At 55.8% G+C, this 16602-nt stretch carries 18 protein-coding genes; 4 read left to right on the forward strand and 14 right to left on the reverse strand.

Features of this window, described 5'->3' with window-relative positions; genetic code table 11:
• Window positions 1-27 precede the first annotated feature (27 nt).
• The 5 genes from KUF73_RS27945 to KUF73_RS27965 all read right to left on the reverse strand — a co-directional run bounded on the left by KUF73_RS27945 (window position 28) and on the right by KUF73_RS27965 (window position 4230).
• Window positions 28-1257, reverse strand: a complete 1230-nt coding sequence (locus KUF73_RS27945) for a methyltransferase (protein ID WP_218441188.1) — start codon at window positions 1255-1257, stop codon at window positions 28-30.
• A complete protein-coding gene (locus tag KUF73_RS27950; protein ID WP_218441189.1) occupies window positions 1238-1927 on the reverse strand; it encodes an ABC transporter permease in 690 nt (229 codons plus the stop codon). The genes KUF73_RS27945 and KUF73_RS27950 overlap by 20 nt, the downstream gene beginning before the upstream one ends.
• The gene (locus KUF73_RS27955) at window positions 1924-2619 is read right to left on the reverse strand and encodes an ABC transporter permease (protein ID WP_218441190.1); all 696 of its coding nucleotides are present in this window, start codon (window positions 2617-2619) and stop codon (window positions 1924-1926) included. Before KUF73_RS27955 ends, KUF73_RS27950 begins: the two co-directional genes overlap by 4 nt.
• Window positions 2620-2696: 77 nt before the next feature.
• Window positions 2697-3443: an ABC transporter substrate-binding protein gene (locus KUF73_RS27960; RefSeq protein ID WP_218441191.1), complete on the reverse strand. Its 747-nt coding sequence runs from the start codon at window positions 3441-3443 to the stop codon at window positions 2697-2699.
• Window positions 3444-3456: 13 nt separating this feature from the next.
• The gene (locus KUF73_RS27965; protein ID WP_007972784.1) at window positions 3457-4230 is read right to left on the reverse strand and encodes an ABC transporter ATP-binding protein; all 774 of its coding nucleotides are present in this window, start codon (window positions 4228-4230) and stop codon (window positions 3457-3459) included.
• A 116-nt stretch (window positions 4231-4346) separates the two neighbouring features.
• On the opposite strand from KUF73_RS27965, the gene KUF73_RS27970 reads away from it, so the two are divergent.
• Together KUF73_RS27970 and gabP are read left to right on the forward strand one after the other, a co-directional pair.
• Entirely contained in the window at window positions 4347-4526 is a 180-nt protein-coding gene (locus KUF73_RS27970; protein WP_218441192.1) for a hypothetical protein, read from the forward strand.
• A 256-nt stretch (window positions 4527-4782) separates the two neighbouring features.
• Window positions 4783-6174, forward strand: coding sequence for a GABA permease (gabP, locus tag KUF73_RS27975; RefSeq protein ID WP_218441193.1), 1392 nt, complete (start codon window positions 4783-4785; stop codon window positions 6172-6174).
• A 73-nt stretch (window positions 6175-6247) separates the two neighbouring features.
• On the opposite strand, the gene KUF73_RS27980 is transcribed toward gabP, so the two are convergent.
• The 4 genes from KUF73_RS27980 to KUF73_RS27995 all read right to left on the reverse strand — a co-directional run bounded on the left by KUF73_RS27980 (window position 6248) and on the right by KUF73_RS27995 (window position 9255).
• Complete coding sequence (locus KUF73_RS27980; protein ID WP_218441194.1) at window positions 6248-6700, reverse strand: hypothetical protein; 453 nt, start codon at window positions 6698-6700, stop codon at window positions 6248-6250.
• 6 nt (window positions 6701-6706) lie between these two features.
• Window positions 6707-7123 carry a hypothetical protein gene (locus KUF73_RS27985; protein ID WP_218441195.1) on the reverse strand — a complete coding sequence of 139 codons (417 nt, stop codon included), beginning with the start codon at window positions 7121-7123 and terminating at the stop codon, window positions 6707-6709.
• Window positions 7124-7153: 30 nt separating this feature from the next.
• Entirely contained in the window at window positions 7154-8128 is a 975-nt protein-coding gene (locus KUF73_RS27990; protein ID WP_218441196.1) for an alpha/beta fold hydrolase, read from the reverse strand.
• 68 nt (window positions 8129-8196) lie between these two features.
• Window positions 8197-9255, reverse strand: a complete 1059-nt coding sequence (locus KUF73_RS27995) for a YhcG family protein (RefSeq protein WP_218441207.1) — start codon at window positions 9253-9255, stop codon at window positions 8197-8199.
• A 272-nt stretch (window positions 9256-9527) separates the two neighbouring features.
• On the opposite strand from KUF73_RS27995, the gene KUF73_RS28000 reads away from it, so the two are divergent.
• Together KUF73_RS28000 and KUF73_RS28005 are read left to right on the forward strand one after the other, a co-directional pair.
• The gene (locus KUF73_RS28000) at window positions 9528-9977 is read left to right on the forward strand and encodes a carboxypeptidase regulatory-like domain-containing protein (RefSeq protein ID WP_218441197.1); all 450 of its coding nucleotides are present in this window, start codon (window positions 9528-9530) and stop codon (window positions 9975-9977) included.
• Window positions 9978-10094: 117 nt separating this feature from the next.
• A complete protein-coding gene (locus KUF73_RS28005) occupies window positions 10095-10382 on the forward strand; it encodes a YceK/YidQ family lipoprotein (protein ID WP_218441198.1) in 288 nt (95 codons plus the stop codon).
• A 215-nt stretch (window positions 10383-10597) separates the two neighbouring features.
• Here KUF73_RS28005 and KUF73_RS28010 read toward each other — a convergent pair whose 3' ends face one another.
• From KUF73_RS28010 to KUF73_RS28030, 5 genes are all read right to left on the reverse strand, one after another.
• A complete protein-coding gene (locus KUF73_RS28010; RefSeq protein WP_218441199.1) occupies window positions 10598-11389 on the reverse strand; it encodes a TSUP family transporter in 792 nt (263 codons plus the stop codon).
• Between the two features lie 75 nt (window positions 11390-11464).
• On the reverse strand, window positions 11465-12544 hold the full coding sequence (locus KUF73_RS28015) for a hypothetical protein (protein ID WP_218441200.1): 1080 nt from the start codon (window positions 12542-12544) through the stop codon (window positions 11465-11467).
• A gap of 930 nt (window positions 12545-13474) precedes the next feature.
• On the reverse strand, window positions 13475-14011 hold the full coding sequence (locus tag KUF73_RS28020) for a GIY-YIG nuclease family protein (protein WP_218441201.1): 537 nt from the start codon (window positions 14009-14011) through the stop codon (window positions 13475-13477).
• Window positions 14012-14429: 418 nt separating this feature from the next.
• Entirely contained in the window at window positions 14430-14900 is a 471-nt protein-coding gene (locus tag KUF73_RS28025; RefSeq protein WP_218441202.1) for a hypothetical protein, read from the reverse strand.
• Window positions 14901-16394: 1494 nt separating this feature from the next.
• The coding region (locus KUF73_RS28030) for a transposase domain-containing protein (protein ID WP_218441203.1) at window positions 16395-16602 on the reverse strand (208 nt) is incomplete at its 5' end.

The raw sequence follows: 16602 nt of genomic DNA on the forward strand, positions 1-16602 counted from the left end.
ACAGAGTTATCCACAGGCTGTGGTGCGTCAGGGCCGTTCGGCCAACAGCAAGAAATTGCGTGGTGTGAGCGGGGTTTCGCAGAAGGTGCCTAGGCGAACGGCGTAACCCTGCTCAAGCAGAAATAGCGCCCGATCGAGCACCAGCCAAAGCTCCAATGGGCGCCGGAATAGTCCGCGCAGCAGCTCCAGATTGCGCACGTGTGCCAGTCGTTGCCTCCCCGTGGCTTCAAGGGCTGACCAATCTTGCGCGCCGATTGTGGATAACTCTTTCAGCTGGGCCAAATGACGGCAGTAATCCGCGAAGGGTTTATCCAGCCAGGCGCTCGGCAGGGATGGGGTCGGCAAGTACTCGTCGACGCCACGTAGCTGCCGTTGCAGCAGGTCGAAGGCCAGGCGCCGGGCCATGGAGGTGTCGCGCTGTCGACGCACGCGGGCACCGGCGGTGACGGTTTCGCTCATCGGTAACGCGAGATCATCGAGGGACAGTTGTAGTCTGGAGCCTATGGCCGCTGACGAAATCGGTGAGTATTCGGTCAGGCTGATCCGGTTGTAGCAGCAAGGGGCAATAGCGAGTTGTTTGCAGCCAGCGGCGCTGGCGAGCTGAATCAACCGTACGTGCAGATCGCCACACGCGTGCAATGCGACGGGCGTGTGATCGGCATTCAATAAAGAGAGCGCGCTGGCCGCGAGTACGTCCTGTTCGACATGCAGGGCATGCAAATGATGCCGTTGGCTGAGTGCCTGGCCGCTGGCAATCAACGTCGGGTCGTACTCCAGGCAGGTCAGCTGTTGTCCGGTTTGTAGTAATCGCCGCCCCAAGTGACCTTTGCCCGAGCACCAGTCGAGCCAGTGCCTCGGTGAATCCGCAAACTGTAGTCGACTGGCGAACGCTTCAATTTGCTGCCACTTGCGCCCTGGCACATCGACGTTCAATCGATGACCCGCTGTTTCCAAATCATGCGCAGGCAATTCACCCACAGCACTTAGCGCAAGCGACTTTGCCGCCAACGACGCAAAAGGCTCCGGTGCATTGAGGCGAGCAGGTTGGTTGTGGGCGTTCTCCGCGTCTTCCAATGACCTTCCGCGTAGCCAAGTAGCCAGTTCGGGGTAGGAGGTTTCCCACGGAAGTTGCAGATGAGTGAACGGTCGAGGCTTCCACAGCGCTTGATGCTTTGTCAGAAAAGCATCCAGCGCCATGAAGCGGGCGAGTAGGGCCTCACCCGTCAGCACGCAGGATTTAACGCCCTTGGCAGGCATCGACGCGCAACCAGCGCTCCAGCAGCTTGAAGCCGCGTACCAGCACATAAGCCATCAACAGATAGAACATGCCGGCGGCGAAAAAGATCTCTACGGGCAGGTAGGTCCTGGCAATGATGGTTCGGGCCATGCCGGTCAGTTCCAGCAAGGTCACGGTGCTGGCCAGGGCGCTGGCTTTGAGCATCAGGATCACTTCGTTGCTGTAGGCCGGCAGGCCGATGCGTGCGGCACGGGGCAGGATGATGAAGAGCAGCGCCTTGGGTTTGGACATGCCCAACGCTCGCGCTGCTTCGATCTCGCCCGGTGGAATCGCCTGAATGGCGCCACGCAGGATTTCGGCGATGTAGGCTGCGGTGTGCAGGGTCATGGTCGCGGTGGCGCACCAGAACGGATCGCGCAGGTACGGCCACATCGAGCTGTTACGAATCACGTCGAACTGCGCCAGGCCGTAGTAGACCAGGAACAACTGAACCAGCAACGGTGTGCCACGGAAAAAGAAGATGTAGCCGTAGGGAAATGCCCGCACCCACCACAGGCGTGACGAGCGGGCGATGCCCAGTGGAATCGCCAGCAACAGGCCGGCGATTACGGCGATGGCCACCAGTTCCAGGGTCAGGGTTGCGCCCTGGGCCAGTTTCGGCAGCCACTTGATGATGACTTCCCAGTTCATTGGGTGCTCCTCGCGAAGCCGCGAGCGGCGCGTTTTTCCAGCAGGTGCATACCCGTCATGGCCAGAATCGTCAGGCCCAGGTACATGAACGCGGCCACCATATAAAAGGTGAACGGTTGCTTGGACACGGTCACGCCGATTTGCGCATGACGCATGATTTCTTCCAGGCCGATCACCGATACGAGCGCGGTGTCTTTCATCAGGATCATGAACAGGTTGCCCAGGCCCGGCAGGGCGATGCGCCACATCTGCGGCATGATCAATTTGGTGAAGATGCGAAATTTCGACAGGCCCAACGCCACGCCAGCTTCGCGGTGACCTTTGGGAATGGCCAGGATCGCGCCACGAAACACTTCCGTGGCGTAGGCGCCGAAGCACAGGCCGAGGGCAATCACGCCAGCGGCAAAGGCATTCAGTTCAAGGTCAGGATTGCCGAAGAACTCACCCAAGGCACGCATCAAATTAACCGTGCCGAAATAGATCAACAGCACCCAGAGCAATTCCGGGATGCCGCGAACCAGTGTCGAATAGGTGCCGCCAAGCCACTGCAGCGGCTTGTACGGGGAAGTCTTGGCCAAGGCGCCGAGCAGACCGAGCACCAGCCCCAGACACAGGGCCGAGAGTGCCAGTTTCACAGTCATCAGCGCGCCAGCGGCGAGCGCCGGGCCGAATCCGTAGAGATCGATAGTCATGGATTTCTTTTCAATCGCGGCAGGCAATGCCAGGGATCGGCGCCGTCAGAGAGCGGCGCCGGTCCGGCAGGTCAGGATCAATAGATGCTGAACGGGAAGTACTTGTCGTTGATCTTCTTGTAGGTGCCGTCTTCGACGATTTCTTTCAGGGCAAGGTTCAGCTTCGCGCGAATCGGGTCGTTCTTACGCACTGCGATACCGATCTTGTCGCTTTCTTCCACCGGGTCGCCTTTGAATTCGTAAGGACGGCCGGCGTCGCTTTTCAGCCACTCGTAGTTGACGTACTTGTCAGCCAGGATGCCGTCCAGACGACCGGAAGTAAGGTCGAGGTAAGCGTTTTCCTGGGTGTCGTAGAGTTTGACTTCAACGCCTTCCATGTTGTCTTCCATCCAGGTGCCGGCGAGGGTCGCACGTTGTGCGCCGATCACTTTGCCTTGCAGGGAAGCCTTGTCGGTTTTGAAGTCGACGTCTTTCTTGGCGATGAACTGCAGCTTGTTCGAGTAGTACGGGTCGGTGAAGTCGACCGCTTGCTTACGCTCGTCGGTAATCGACATCGAGGAGATCAGGAAGTCGAATTTCTTGGCGTTCAGGGCCGGGATGATGCCGTCCCAGTCGGAGGTGACCACGGTGCACTCGACTTTCATCTTGGCGCACAGGGCGTCGCCGATTTCTTTGTCGAAGCCGACGACATTGCCACTGGCATCTTTGTTGTTGAACGGCGGGTAGGCCGCTTCGATGCCCATCTTCAGGGTTTCGGCCATTGCACCGGCGCTGAAGGCCAGGGTGACGGCGGCAGCCAGGAAGATTTTTTTGTAATTCTGCATGCGGGTAGCTCCGTTAGCGGTTGCTGGACATGAATTGTTTGCAGCGCGCCGAAAGCGGGTTTTCAAACACCTGCTGTGGCGATCCTTGTTCCTCTACCAGGCCCTGGTGGAGGAATACCACTTCGCTGGAGACCTGGCGGGCGAAGCCCATCTCATGGGTGACCAGCAGCATGGTGCGGCCTTCCTCGGCCAGTGCGCGGATGACATTAAGTACTTCCTGGACCATTTCCGGGTCAAGCGCCGAAGTCGGCTCGTCGAACAGGATTACCTTCGGCTGCATGGCCAGGGTGCGGGCGATGGCCGCGCGTTGTTGCTGACCGCCGGAAAGTTGCGCGGGGTAAGCGTGGCGCTTGTCGGCAATGCCGACCTTGGCCAGCAAGGCTTCGGCCACTTCGATGGCTTCGGCCTTGCTCTGGCCAAGCACGCGACGCGGGGCTTCGATGATGTTGTCGAGCACGCTCATGTGCGGCCACAGATTAAAGTTTTGAAACACAAAACCAATCTCGCTACGCAGGCGATTGATCTGTTTGCCATCGGCGGCAACCAGTTCGCCATTCTTCGCGGCTTTGAGCTTGAGTTCTTCGCCGGCGACCAGGATCTGGCCCTGATGCGGGTTTTCCAGCAGGTTGATGCAACGCAGGAACGTGGACTTGCCGGAGCCGGAAGAACCCAGGATCGAGATCACATCGCCGTCGCGGGCGGTCAGCGAGATGCCTTTAAGCACCTCCAGCGAGCCGTAGCGTTTGTGCAAGTTGCGGATTTCAAGCGCGGGCGTGGCCTCAGCCATGTGCGTTCCTCATTGTGTTTTGTGCTCTTGCTGTTGGTGGCCTTCCTGGCGAGGCGGCCAAGCTAGCATAGCGTTTCCAGGGCAGCCAACAGCGCTACGGGCAGTAAGCGGGTGGCATGTGGCGAGTTGTCGCATCGGTACAGCAGACTGTCGCCCCATCAACAACCGAACAGCCGTTTGAACCAGATTTTGCCGGGCTGTCGCGTAAAAAAGGGCGCGATGTTGCCAGCTTTGGCGGGGTGTTGGAAGCGCTATCCGGCCAAACGCATCTGTTCTGCACTTTTATTGTGCGCTGAGCATTTTCTGGGTGTGTTTCCAGTGCGCTGTTTCATTCATAAAGTGAGTCGCAGGGTAACGCTCTGGCAAAGTGCCATTAATATCAATGGCTTGCGATGACTGTCCGGTCAGGGCGAGATCGCCGGGGTAGAGGGTTTTGAAACATTTTGGCGCAATTATTGCGTGCAGAATCCAGAACGCCCCGTTGGCTTCTTTTTACGAGAAGGTCGCCAAGCGGGATGCACGCATTCGCTTTTCCTTACAAAGGTAGTTTCAATGAGCAGTACCCCAAGCTCTAATGGCCTCGAACAGGGGCTCAAACCGCGTCATGTGACCATGCTGTCGATTGCCGGTGTTATCGGCGCCGGCCTGTTCGTTGGCTCGGGTCACGCCATCGCTGCCGCAGGCCCAGCCGTGCTGTTGGCTTACGCCGCCGCCGGTATGCTGGTCGTGCTGGTCATGCGCATGCTCGGCGAAATGGCCGTTGCTTCGCCGGACACAGGCTCCTTCTCTACCTACGCCGACCGCGCAATCGGTCACTGGGCTGGCTTTACCATCGGCTGGCTTTACTGGTGGTTCTGGGTTCTGGTCATCCCGCTGGAGGCCAACGCCGCCGCGACCATCCTGCATGCCTGGTTCCCTGGCGTGGCCATCTGGGCATTTACCCTGATCATCACGTTGCTGCTGACAGTGACTAACCTGTTCAGCGTGAAGAACTACGGCGAGTTCGAATTCTGGTTTGCCTTGATCAAAGTCCTGGCGATCATCGGTTTCATTGCTCTCGGCGTCATGGCGATTTTCGGCTTCCTGCCAAACAGCCAGGTCAGCGGCGTTTCGCATCTGTTCGACACTCAGGGCTTCCTGCCAAACGGCATGGGCGCGGTACTGGGCGCCATTCTGACCACCATGTTTTCCTTCATGGGTACCGAGATCGTGACCATCGCGGCCGCGGAATCAAAAAACCCAGGCAAGCAAATCTCCAAGGCCACCAACTCGGTGATCTGGCGGATCGGCTTGTTCTACCTCGTATCGATCTTCATCGTTGTGGCCCTGGTGCCATGGAACGACCCGGTTCTGGCCAGCGTCGGTTCGTACCAGACCGTGCTTGAGCGCATGGGCATCCCGAATGCCAAGCTGATCGTCGACATTGTGGTGCTGGTTGCTGTGACCAGCTGCCTGAACTCGGCGCTGTACACCGCATCGCGCATGATGTTCTCCCTGGGCAAACGCGGTGATGCACCGGCCGTTTCCCAGCGCACCAACAAGAGCGGCACGCCGTACTGGGCCGTGATGTTGTCCACCTGCGCAGCGTTCCTTGCGGTGTTCGCCAACTATGTCGCCCCGGCCGCGGTGTTCGAATTCCTGCTGGCCAGCTCCGGCGCTATCGCCCTGCTGGTGTACCTGGTGATCGCGATTTCGCAACTGCGCATGCGTAAACAGCGCATGGCTCGCGGCGAAAAAATCGCCTTCAGCATGTGGCTGTTCCCGGGCCTGACCTACGCGGTGATCATTTTCATCGTCGCGGCCCTGACCATCATGTTGTTCCAGGAAGCCCATCGCGTGGAGATTCTCGCGACCGGTTTGCTGAGCCTGTTGGTGGTGGCAGCCGGTTTGTTAGTGGCACGCCGTCGCAAGCTGGAACAGCGTGGCGCGGTGGTGTTGAACTGATTCGCACTGCGTAACGCAAAACGGCCGCTGTCAGTGATGACATGCGGCCGTTTTTGTATTTGCGGTACGAGCCTTATTCGGACTTTTCGTCTTCGGCTTCCAACGACTGGCGATAGGTGTCGAGTGCATCGCCGAAGTCGGTGATGAACTGCGGGTCGGTCAGCCACGCCTGTGCGGTTTCGCGGTCCATGCCGTCAGCCCACATGCGGTAGTCGATCAGCATGTCGGCGGCCAGGTGAGTGGCGGCCATGGCTTCGTTGTCGGCGTTTTCCATGTCCAGCAGTTCTGGATGGTCACTGATAATGCCGGCGAGATCGTTCAGCAAAGCCGATAGCATTTCGCCGCGGCTGCTGGCTTCCGCGTCGCGCATTTTGCTGAACATCGCCAGGGTGTATTCCGGGATCGGCTCGCCGATGTCGCCCAGGTCATCGTCCAGCGCAGCAGGTTTTCTGCCGTGGATGTTGATTTGTCTGGCTTTGATTTTGGCGCGTTTGGCGCGTTTCTGTTGCTTGTTCAGGGAGGCCATGGGAACTCAGTTCGGTTTCTGTTGGGTTTGGACCGCGATGGCGTCGGATGCCGCCACGTAGTCAGCCTGGAAGGCCGGGGATTCGATCCACGCTAAAGCACCGGCTTCGTCGGTTTCGGTGGACCATTGGCGATACTCGATCAGTGCCGCGAGGATGAAGTCCATCGCGCCTTCCTCTCCTTCCTGTTCATAAACCAGCTCCAGCAGCGGGTCTTCCAGGAAGGCTGTGCACATCGCTTGCTGGCTGACCTTCTCGGCGTCGATCATTTTCTTGAACAGTTCGGTCAGGTCCACCGATTCAAAGTCGATGCGATCATCGTTCGGGTCCAGCTCGACCGGCGCGGCGGCCCGTTGGGTGCGGTTTTGCTTGGCCTTGGCCTTGGCGCGGGTGGCGCGTTTTTGCTGCTTGTTGGCGGAGGCCATGATGTCTTTTCCATCGTGCGTTAAAAGGGCTCAGCTGCGCGGCACTGTCCGTCCCGGGGTATCGGGGGCCAGTTCGCCGTTCTGCAGCCAGGACAATGCAATGGGCCATAGTGTGGCTTGGTATGCGCTGCGAAAAAAGGCGAAATGTCCGACTTCTGCTTCGCCGATGTCTTCGGGGGTGATGCGCAAGTGGGTCCGAGAGCTGCTGGTGAAATAGCTGAGCAGGCGTTCGATGGCCGGAATGGTGCCATAGGGATCGTCGCTGATGCTGATCGCCAGGGTTTTAGCCGTGACGGCGGCAAAGGGCAGGCGACCGGCGGTTGCGTTGATCAGTCGGCCACTGGGACGCTTTTCGTAGCGGGCGGTGGGCGTACTCCAGTCGCGGACCACTCCGGCTGGCGTGTCTTCCAGCCAGCCAAGGCGTTTGCCGGGGAAGTAACCGTAAATCATCGTGATCAACGGCATCACCACATGCCATTTGCCGAACATCCGCCAACGATGGGCGGGTGCATAGTCGCGCCAGTAGGCGAATTGTGCGCCGACGGTCACCAGGTGTCGGATTAATTGCCCGGACGCTCCCAGTCCCGCGGCACAGCCGCCAAAGCTGTGGCCGACCACATCAATCGGCTGGCCCGCAAACTCATGCTCTGCGCGCTTGAGCATCGCCTCGAAATCCAGCGCGCCCCAGTCGGTCCAGGAAGCCTCCAGCCCTTTTAGCGATGCTGGACGCGACTCACCAATACCGCGGTAGTCGTAAGTGATCACGTCGAAGCCATTGGCGAACAGGTAATCGGCAAAGCGCGAGTAGTGTCGGCAACGCACGGAGGTGGCGGCGTTGATGATCACAACCGGGCGTGCCGTGTCTGGAGAAACGTGCCGCCAAGTGAAGCCGCCAAGAACGAAGCCGTCGGCGGCGGGTTGGTTGAATGGTTGGCCCGATACTCTCGTCGTCAACGGCAACTCGGTTTGAGTGGGGGTCAGTGATGGCATGTCCTGCAAATTCATTGGCGTCGGACCTTTGCGGGTAGCTGCCAACGATAGTCTTCATGTTGCGGATGAACAATCCACCCGTTTTACTCGGGTATCTGGTTGAGCAGGCGCTCCTCAAGCAGTGCCCGTTCCCGATCCAGTTCCGCCCGGAGCTCATCCTCGCTTGGCAATACCAGTTTGTACTTGCTGGCGAACAATTGTTCATTGCCCTGTAGTACCGAGTAGCGCACCACTGATTCGTTTTTTTGCGCGCAAAGAATGATGCCGACGGTCGGCCCGTCCTCCTCGCTACGTTTGAGGTCGTCGTACATGCGCACGTACATGTCCATCTGCCCCACATCCTGATGAGTCAGTTCGCCGCGCTTGATATCGAAGATGACAAAGCATTTGAGCAGGTAGTTGTAGAACACCAAATCGATATAGAAGTCTCTGCCTTCGGTACTGATGCGTTGCTGACGGGCAATGAAGGCGAAACCCTTGCCCAGCTCCAGAAGGAAGCTCTGAAGTTGCTCGATGAGGGCTTGTTCAAGATCGGTTTCCAGAACAATTCCAGCATTGGGCAAGCCGAGAAACTCCAGCATCACGGGGTCGCGGATGAAATTTCTGGGGCTGTTGCTCATCGCATCGATGTTGGTGGTTGCTTCCTCCATGACGGCAGACTTGTCACGACTCATAAGCAGGCGTTCGTAGTAGAGGGTATTGATCTGGCGCTCCAGGGCACGGCTTGACCAGTTTTGGTTGGCGGCTTCATCCATGTACCACTTGCGAGCCTTGTCACTGTCGATTCTTAGAAGCCTGCGGTAGTGGGTCCAGCTCAATTCGTGACGCAGTGCGTCACGAATTGGAAAGGCTTGATAGAACAGGCGCATGTAGCGCAGGTTGGAGGCGTCAAAACCCTTTCCGAACTCTGCCATCAGCACCTTTGCCAAGGTCGATAGCAGCTGCTTGCCATAACCCGCCCGTCGGGCCCCTTCCTGCTCGAACTCAACTATATGTCGGCCGATCTGCCAGCAGGTCTGCACTTGGATCGTATCAACCGATCGCAGCACCTTCTGGCGTGCCTGGCGGATCAATTCGCCGAGATTGCCAACTAGAGAGTCGAGTTGTGGGTCTTGGGTGTTGTTGGGTTTGAGGGCGCTCATAAAGTCTTCCGCAGCTGGCTGAACAAGCAGAAGAGGATGGCAAGAAAGCGAGGGTCGATGATGCAAGACGCCTCTGGGAAGTCCGAAGGAAATGCCGGGTTCGCTGGCAGGAACGAGAGGCTGGCGGGTAAGGCATAAGAAGCAAATCACGTAGTACGTTTCGTAGTGATCAAGGTCAGGCCAGGTACAAATCGATCTAAAACTCGACGACTGCACAGGGCATCAAAAGTTAAGTAAACGATAGCGTTCTGCGGAGCCCGGGAGTCGTCATCATGAAATACGTCCATTCATTCATGTTGCCCATCCTCGCAGTTGGCGTGCTGCTATTGCCTGCTGGGGTGTCTGCCACCAGCCTTGAGCCAATCGATAATTCTGGCGTGCAAGTCCAGCCGCAGGAACAGAACGGAATTACTTACCTGTCTGGCGGTATTGGCGAGGATGAGTCGAAGGCTATCCAGCAAGCCACTGGCTACAACCTGCACATGACCTTCTCGATCGGAACCGAGAACAAATATGTGCCTGATGTGGATGTGGTCATTCAGAAAGCCCAGGGGCAAACGGTGTTGATGCTGAGCCAGGCGGGGCCGCTGGTTTACGTCCAGTTGCCCGCTGGCAAGTACACCGTTGTAGCAACGCGCAACGGCGAGGAGCGACGTGACGTCACGGATGTAGGAAGCGGTGCTGCACGCAATCTGGTGTTCCACTGGAATGGTGAAAACTAACAATTGCTTAAACAGCTTGGTAAGTAACGTCTAGATACAGATGCAGGTACCAAGAACATCCTCCCTTGTCGATACCATCACCCGCTTCATAAAAGCGATACAAAAGGGATGTGGGATATGAAAGGGATCATGCGCTTGAGTTTTGTTACGAGCCTTATTTTGATGCTGTTCGGTTGTGGAACAATGGTGGGCCGATTTAGTGGCGTATCGGACGAAGATTATTACAAGGGCGTTGATGGCAGCCTGTACTTGCTTGGCATGAAGGGGGCTCCTAGCAGCGGCAGGCCAGCGGCCATAATGTGCTACTTCATGATCGTCTGCCCGTTCATAACGGTGGTGTCGCTCCCCGTGGATGCCGCGCTGGACACCATGTTGCTGCCGGTGGATTACGTCGATACGTTATGACTCTGCTTCAGGATCATATGATCTTGTGACTTGAATCAGTACATCTTTGGTTGCTGCGCCAGGTTAAAAATTACATCACCCAGAGCCGACGCTTCCGGCCCCTTGAATCTTGCGATTTGAGGGGCGCTCTGAAGAGATGGGCGCAGGCGGAGATTTGAATCAAGTGTGTTGCGTGTTTGCCATGAAGGGCTGACCGCATCAGCACCGGCCTGAGTTCACAACGATGCCAATGAGTTGAGGACCGCAACCCGCAAAGGATTGGTTTCCACGCTCAACAACTTGATGGCTAATGCACAGCAGACCACGATCAACATGGGTTTAATCAACCGGGGGCCAACCCGAACAGCGGCGCGCGCGCCGAGTTGTGCGCCGATGAAGGCTGCCAACGCCATGGCTATGGCGACCGGCCAGATAATCACCCCTTTGGTAATAAACACCGACAGGGAGCCCAGGTTGCACGAGGCATTGGCAAGTTTGGTGAAGCTCATGGCCCGCATCATGCCCAGGCCGCAGAGAAGTACAAATCCGACAATAAAGAAAGAGCCTACGCCTGGGCCAAATATGCCGTCGTAGAAGCCCAGGATCGGCGCTACGGTAAACGAAAAAAGCAGAATGCCGATTCTCTTGCGCCGGTCCTCACTGGCCAGTTTCGGCGAAAGCGCAAAATAGATAGCCACCAGTATCAGCATGAGCGGCACGCACACTTCCAGATAGCGCTTATCTACAGAACTGACCAACAAGGCGCCACCAGCGCCGCCGATGAATCCGAAGAGCACCAGGTAGCGGCCTTCGCGCCACTCGATCATGCCCTTGCGAGCAAAGGTTACGGTTGCTGAAATAGTGGCCGAAGCGGCCTGGAATTTGTTCGTCGCTATGGCACTGATCGGATCCATACCGGCCAGAAACAACGCAGGCAAGGTGATCAAGCCGCCACCACCAGCAATCGCATCAAAAAAGCCGGCGCAAAAAGCGACCAGCGCCAACATGCCAATTACATCCCACGACATCACATTCCCTCTTTGTAGTTATTGGCCAGCAATCGCCTGTCTGGCCGTTCAACAGCCAGAACATTCAGAAAAAAATCAGCCCTGCAGCAGTAATGGGTCTTCTGAAATAACGACAGGGGACGAAAATTTTGAAAGTCCAAAAATTCGAACCAAGACCCTTCTGTTGTCTTTGATGACATCGCGGCAGTGCAGAGCCCGGACGTTATTGATGGCCATGGCCGATTCCTGAGTCAGTGTGTACTCGGCCGGAGTTGCCTCGCCCACGCCCTGGCAAAGGGCGGTGTAAGCCGTTTTAACGAAGGCCGAGGCGTTGTCATTGACCGAAAAGCGATAGGAGTTGAAGCGGGCTGCAAATCCGACCTTATCGTCGAATTCCAAAATTGAAACGTTGCGGCCATCCGCCCCTTTGCCACTGACAAAGGAGTCGCTACGACTGAACTGGAAGTTGCCCGTGGTCAGTGCGAGGCAATTGGTGACGCCAATTCTTTCGAGTATGGGAAGCAGTGGAATGACCCGCGTAGGTTCCAGGCTCGGGTTCCACAGAGCGGAAAGTATGAGTGACGACGGAGAGGGCGAGTGCCCGTCTTTCGCGTTCACGGCGCACCAGTAGGGCGCCTCGGTATGTGGACCAAGCGCGAGGCCGGAATGGGAGCTCAGTTCTTTGATCTGCGGCTCGGCATTGATCTTGATAAGTCCGCCACCTCTGAAGTTGGCCACTAATCGAACCAGTTTCCCTTCGTTGTCCATGTCATAGGCAAAGGCATTGTTGTCCACCAGTTTCAGCAGGATCTGATTACGAGCGGCAAGACAAAGGACGTCGTATCGATTTTCCAGGGATGTCAGGTCTGGCAGTTCAATTGGCGGGCGGGCATGGGTGATTTTTTGCAGCCCTTCGAAGATCAATGCGGAGACAAAGCCGTCGGAGTAGGCGCCCAGCAGTTCGCATTGGTCTTTCGAAAACGAGAGCATTAATTGATCGGCCGCCAGAGAGGCCTTGGACTTGGCTCCTGGTGCCTGCGGCCCGCCGATGGCAGCCAGTTCTTCAGCGAACTTGTGAAGCAGTGTTGATTGTTGACTATCAAAATCAAAGGTTCTGATTTCTTCTTCAGCAAAAAACTCGGCGGCTCCGATGTCCTGTTTGACGGCGTCAGTCATTGTCTACATCCCTGTGTATCTGCTCCCGGTTATGCGGCAGCTCCTTTTCCGACTCTGACCAATTCGATTATTGGCGTATGTCATCCATTTCCGTTAAAGCAGACGGAGCGTTCCGAGAGACGTAAGAGACTGCCAGGAAGGGCCGGTTACCAATGCCTGAGGTTTCTCGGGGCTGAGCTTCGGCACGCATGACAGGCGCTTGATGGCAGAGGGGGAGGTGATGCTTCTTTCGGGGCTTCGACAGTGACGGGAACCATGCCTCACTAAATCGCAGGCATAAAAAAACCCTGAATCTTGCGATTCAGGGTTTTCGGTATTTGGTGCCAGAGACGGAACCGAATTGCTCACCTAACTACTTGTTTATATTGGGTTTAGTTTGGATTGACATCCTGAGATGCCCCCAAATATGCCCCCAAAAGGAAAAGTAGTCCCGGTCTTGGTCCCCAATTTTGCCCCATCACTCCCAATGAATACCAGCAAAACCCAAATGCATTACGCCCTAGCCGACGTGATTGCAGTTATCAGACCGAAATGTGCGAAATGGCGCTCCACTTGACCACGCGTTTGCATTCGGGCAGACCAGTCACTTGCATTCGTTCTGACCAGCACGATTCATGGGCGTGACCGGCAGAAAACGACCGATTCTGTTGAAAAAGTCGGTCTGCCCAAACTGCCTGACCATTGACTGGTGAAAACGCCTTTTTTGCACGCTTCTACGTGAAATCCGAGTCCGGAAGCCTCTGCTAAAAGTAAAGATTTCAATCTCGGACGCGTACGTTTCCGACGCGCAAAACCATGCCCGACTTTTTCAACAGAATCGACCCAAAGCTGCCCGTCGTATAAGGCAGAAATCAGCCCGAAGTGGACACTAACGCGGGAGTTAAGCGGCCGCGCGTAGCGCTGTCCGCTTAAGCGACTTGTGCCGTTGCATTACTGGCCTTTGCATTCTGGGCACCGTTTATTGTTGGCGAGCATTCGCGGAATAGCTTTGAAAGTATGCCCATGCTCACATTGAAACTCGGTATACTGAGCGTGATTAAAACGCCGGCCTATATGAGAAATTCCGGTACCTTCTAACTCTCTGATCATCCAGTCTCGATTATATTTTGGCTTCTTCTTTTCCCTAGAAACAACCCCTGAATTCCTTGCTGCTATTAATCCAGCATGCAATGTTTTCTCATCCATGGGGAATATTTCTACTCCATTTCGATATGGGATGTCGGCTATTCCAGTGGCGCCCCAAAAAGCTGCTTCAGCCGTGTAGATATCTGAAATCGGATGATATTCCTGGAGCTGCCATTTCTCTCCAGTGTCCTTGACAATTTGCCCAGCAATTTTTGAAAAATTAGAGTTATGCTGAGCCACTCTCTTTTCTACCTTTTGCGTGGTTACTCCAATTTTAAACTCATTTGGCCTTGATGAGTGTGTTAGTACATATATAAAGCCTGGTTCTGCTGGCTGCACCATTACAGATCACCAATTTGAAAATCGCAGATTGTTCCGTTAAAAATAACTATAAGTAGGCAACACATATGGGGTAATGTTTCCGTCACTTGTGTCGCATAACGTTCTTTTTCCATGCATAACCCCTTGATCCATTGAGTGGATCGTTTTAAACGCGACAATGAATAATGAAGTAGAAGCGACAAGGCCTGCTCTGAGGCTAGGTAAACGTTGGTGGTCTGTCCATGGCTGGTATGGATTAAGCGCCTTCATCGGTAAGTGCCCGCTCCTGGCCGTTCTCTGCCGATCATGTCCATGAATAGTGCTGGTCAAAGCCGATGCAAATGACTGATCAGGTCGAATGCAAATGGGTGGGCAAGTTCGTGCGATTACCCACGAAACGCCTCCAGCGCCATTAGTGGTTCCACGGCTGGCCAAACTCTCACGCTAGCAGCGGGTCATCTTCAATCTTTTGCGAGGCTTGTTGTAGCTCCATTTGCTTGCCCGCACGCTTGCGACTGGGCTCATCACCTAAATGGCGTTGACCCGCCGAGAGTCCCAGCGCCCGCATAAAGGTCACCGCCTGGCGCTTGAGATTGCCGCAGTGGGTCGCCCGAGGGTTGATGATTGGCGTTCCGAGGCGAGTAGTCAGCACGTCACCCTCGACTGCTAACACCTCTTGAGTCCATTCGATCCGGGCATTGATCTCGGCCAAGTCGGTCGCCAATTGCAGGTCATATGCCCCCCACATGCTCAGTGGTCGCATGCTAATAATCATCTCGAAAATTAGCTGTGCACGCGGTTCAAGCGTGCGTGTTGGAACCAAAACCAACTGTATGGCTTGCATTACCTCGACCTTGGAATCGATCGAGGTATCGGGCACCTTCCGGTTTTCCGCTTGTTTTCTGGCCATTTTTGGGCCTCGAAATCACTCTAATCAGTATTGAGAAAAGGCACAGTGCCCGCTCGAAGACTTGTGAAAAACTCTAGCTACCACCCCCCCACTCGCCAAATGTGAATTGTGGCTTCGTCGGTAGTCAGTATATGAGATGCTCGATTTTGCCAGCGAGTCCCGATAGAACCTCAGCTCTGATTGCTGTTGGACTAATTAGTTGGCGCTCTATTGCAAGTGGTATTTCGCATATAATAAAGCATTCTGTTCGTGCCACTTGGAAGTCATAAATCGGTTCGCCCACACCGTCCACTCAATGAACCATGGATAGGGGGTCGGTTTCGACTTATGGTGTACGCCGTGGTGCCTTGCGCACAACAGAATTAAGTTTGATACGTCGTTGTTTGCTGGGTTTTCGTCCAGGTGGTGGGCAACCATCTTCACGTCTTCCCGCCACTCCTGGCACACTCGGCAAACTCGATCCCGCTCGATGATCAAATCGCGTGCGGCCAGAAACTGTCCGGAGTAAGGCCCGCTGGTTATGCCTTTTCCGAGTCTTCGCTGAACCGAACGCCACCCATGCCCCGCTCTGTAACAAGGATCTGAGCAATAAAGGCGGCGACTTGTATCTGGCTGGAATGGCTCTCGGCACCACTCGCAGGGTTTTGGCTTCAGTGTCTTCAGGCTAGGCTTGCAGGCTTTCGAACAGTAAATTGCATTGGTAGCTCTTGGCCTTTTGCGTGTGTAGCTGAATGGCAAAACACCTCCGCAAGTCTTACAGCGGCGCCCTGCAAGACGTATGGCCATTTTTGTGCATTCTTTTGAGCAGTTGAAACGTAGTATTCCGCGTTGAATCGCCTGGACCACTGCATGTTTCTTGTAAACCATCGGCTCGCCACACACGGCGCAGGGAAGGTGAATCTCCAGGACACACGAGCGATTGCCCCTTTTCAGGGTGCCTGGCTTCTTCCCGGCCCAGTGTGAGTACTTCTGGATGGCCCATAGATTTAATTCTTCTAGGGTTTTTGGAAGTTCAGTCAATACGAGCTTGTCCACCTTCTGTGGCGCCGCACGCACTTTGGGTTTCGCTGGTCCTCGCTTGAGGTTTCTGTACCGCGTGGAGCATGACAGGCTACAAAATACTTCGCCGTGGCTCTTGTCTACTGCCTTGAAAGCCTTCGCGGGTGGGCGCTTCAGTTCTTCGCCGCATTGCAGGCAAGGCAGGCTTAACCACAAAGCCCGTAACCGCGACCCCTGCTTCAAGGTCAGCGGTTTTGTTCCAGCCCACTCCGGGCGCTGAGAAACGATGATCTGGTGTAGCTCCGAAACACTTGCCGGAAGCTGCTCTAATCTCAACCAATCCACTTTCTGCATACTTCTGCACCGTCACATTCGGCGCAGCCACCACTTGGCTACTTCTAAGGCAGAAGCTAAAAACGTCGTCGGTCGCCGTCAAGGCCTTGATGGGTAAAACTTCACCGGGGAGTAAGCGTCCGGGCATCGCGCCTTGCGTGATTAAATCGGTCGCCACTTATGCGGCAGCAACTGATCGATTTCACTCGCCCGCTGAGTCGGCAGCCGCGTGAGAACATCCTTCAAATAGGCGTACGGGTCGTGACCATTTAGCCGCGCAGACTGGATCAAACTCATGATCGCTGCCGCCCGTTTGCCGCTGCGCAACGACCCTGCAAACAGCCAGTTCTTGCGCCCAAGAGCCCATGGT

Origin of the sequence: Pseudomonas sp. PD9R, assembly GCF_019200975.1 — a bacterium.
Taxonomy (GTDB): Bacteria; Pseudomonadota; Gammaproteobacteria; order Pseudomonadales; family Pseudomonadaceae; genus Aquipseudomonas.

Bases quoted from the DNA above. Each gene is read 5' to 3' on its own strand.
- KUF73_RS27945 (WP_218441188.1), bottom strand. From the start codon at position 1,257: ATGCCTGCCAAGGGCGTTAAATCCTGCGTGCTGACGGGTGAGGCCCTA.
- KUF73_RS27950 (WP_218441189.1), bottom strand. From the start codon at position 1,927: ATGAACTGGGAAGTCATCATCAAGTGGCTGCCGAAACTGGCCCAGGGC.
- KUF73_RS27955 (WP_218441190.1), bottom strand. From the start codon at position 2,619: ATGACTATCGATCTCTACGGATTCGGCCCGGCGCTCGCCGCTGGCGCG.
- KUF73_RS27960 (WP_218441191.1), bottom strand. From the start codon at position 3,443: ATGCAGAATTACAAAAAAATCTTCCTGGCTGCCGCCGTCACCCTGGCC.
- KUF73_RS27965 (WP_007972784.1), bottom strand. From the start codon at position 4,230: ATGGCTGAGGCCACGCCCGCGCTTGAAATCCGCAACTTGCACAAACGC.
- KUF73_RS27970 (WP_218441192.1), top strand. From the start codon at position 4,347: ATGTGGCGAGTTGTCGCATCGGTACAGCAGACTGTCGCCCCATCAACA.
- gabP (WP_218441193.1), top strand. From the start codon at position 4,783: ATGAGCAGTACCCCAAGCTCTAATGGCCTCGAACAGGGGCTCAAACCG.
- KUF73_RS27980 (WP_218441194.1), bottom strand. From the start codon at position 6,700: ATGGCCTCCCTGAACAAGCAACAGAAACGCGCCAAACGCGCCAAAATC.
- KUF73_RS27985 (WP_218441195.1), bottom strand. From the start codon at position 7,123: ATGGCCTCCGCCAACAAGCAGCAAAAACGCGCCACCCGCGCCAAGGCC.
- KUF73_RS27990 (WP_218441196.1), bottom strand. From the start codon at position 8,128: ATGAATTTGCAGGACATGCCATCACTGACCCCCACTCAAACCGAGTTG.
- KUF73_RS27995 (WP_218441207.1), bottom strand. From the start codon at position 9,255: ATGAGCGCCCTCAAACCCAACAACACCCAAGACCCACAACTCGACTCT.
- KUF73_RS28000 (WP_218441197.1), top strand. From the start codon at position 9,528: ATGAAATACGTCCATTCATTCATGTTGCCCATCCTCGCAGTTGGCGTG.
- KUF73_RS28005 (WP_218441198.1), top strand. From the start codon at position 10,095: ATGAAAGGGATCATGCGCTTGAGTTTTGTTACGAGCCTTATTTTGATG.
- KUF73_RS28010 (WP_218441199.1), bottom strand. From the start codon at position 11,389: ATGTCGTGGGATGTAATTGGCATGTTGGCGCTGGTCGCTTTTTGCGCC.
- KUF73_RS28015 (WP_218441200.1), bottom strand. From the start codon at position 12,544: ATGACTGACGCCGTCAAACAGGACATCGGAGCCGCCGAGTTTTTTGCT.
- KUF73_RS28020 (WP_218441201.1), bottom strand. From the start codon at position 14,011: ATGGTGCAGCCAGCAGAACCAGGCTTTATATATGTACTAACACACTCA.
- KUF73_RS28025 (WP_218441202.1), bottom strand. From the start codon at position 14,900: ATGGCCAGAAAACAAGCGGAAAACCGGAAGGTGCCCGATACCTCGATC.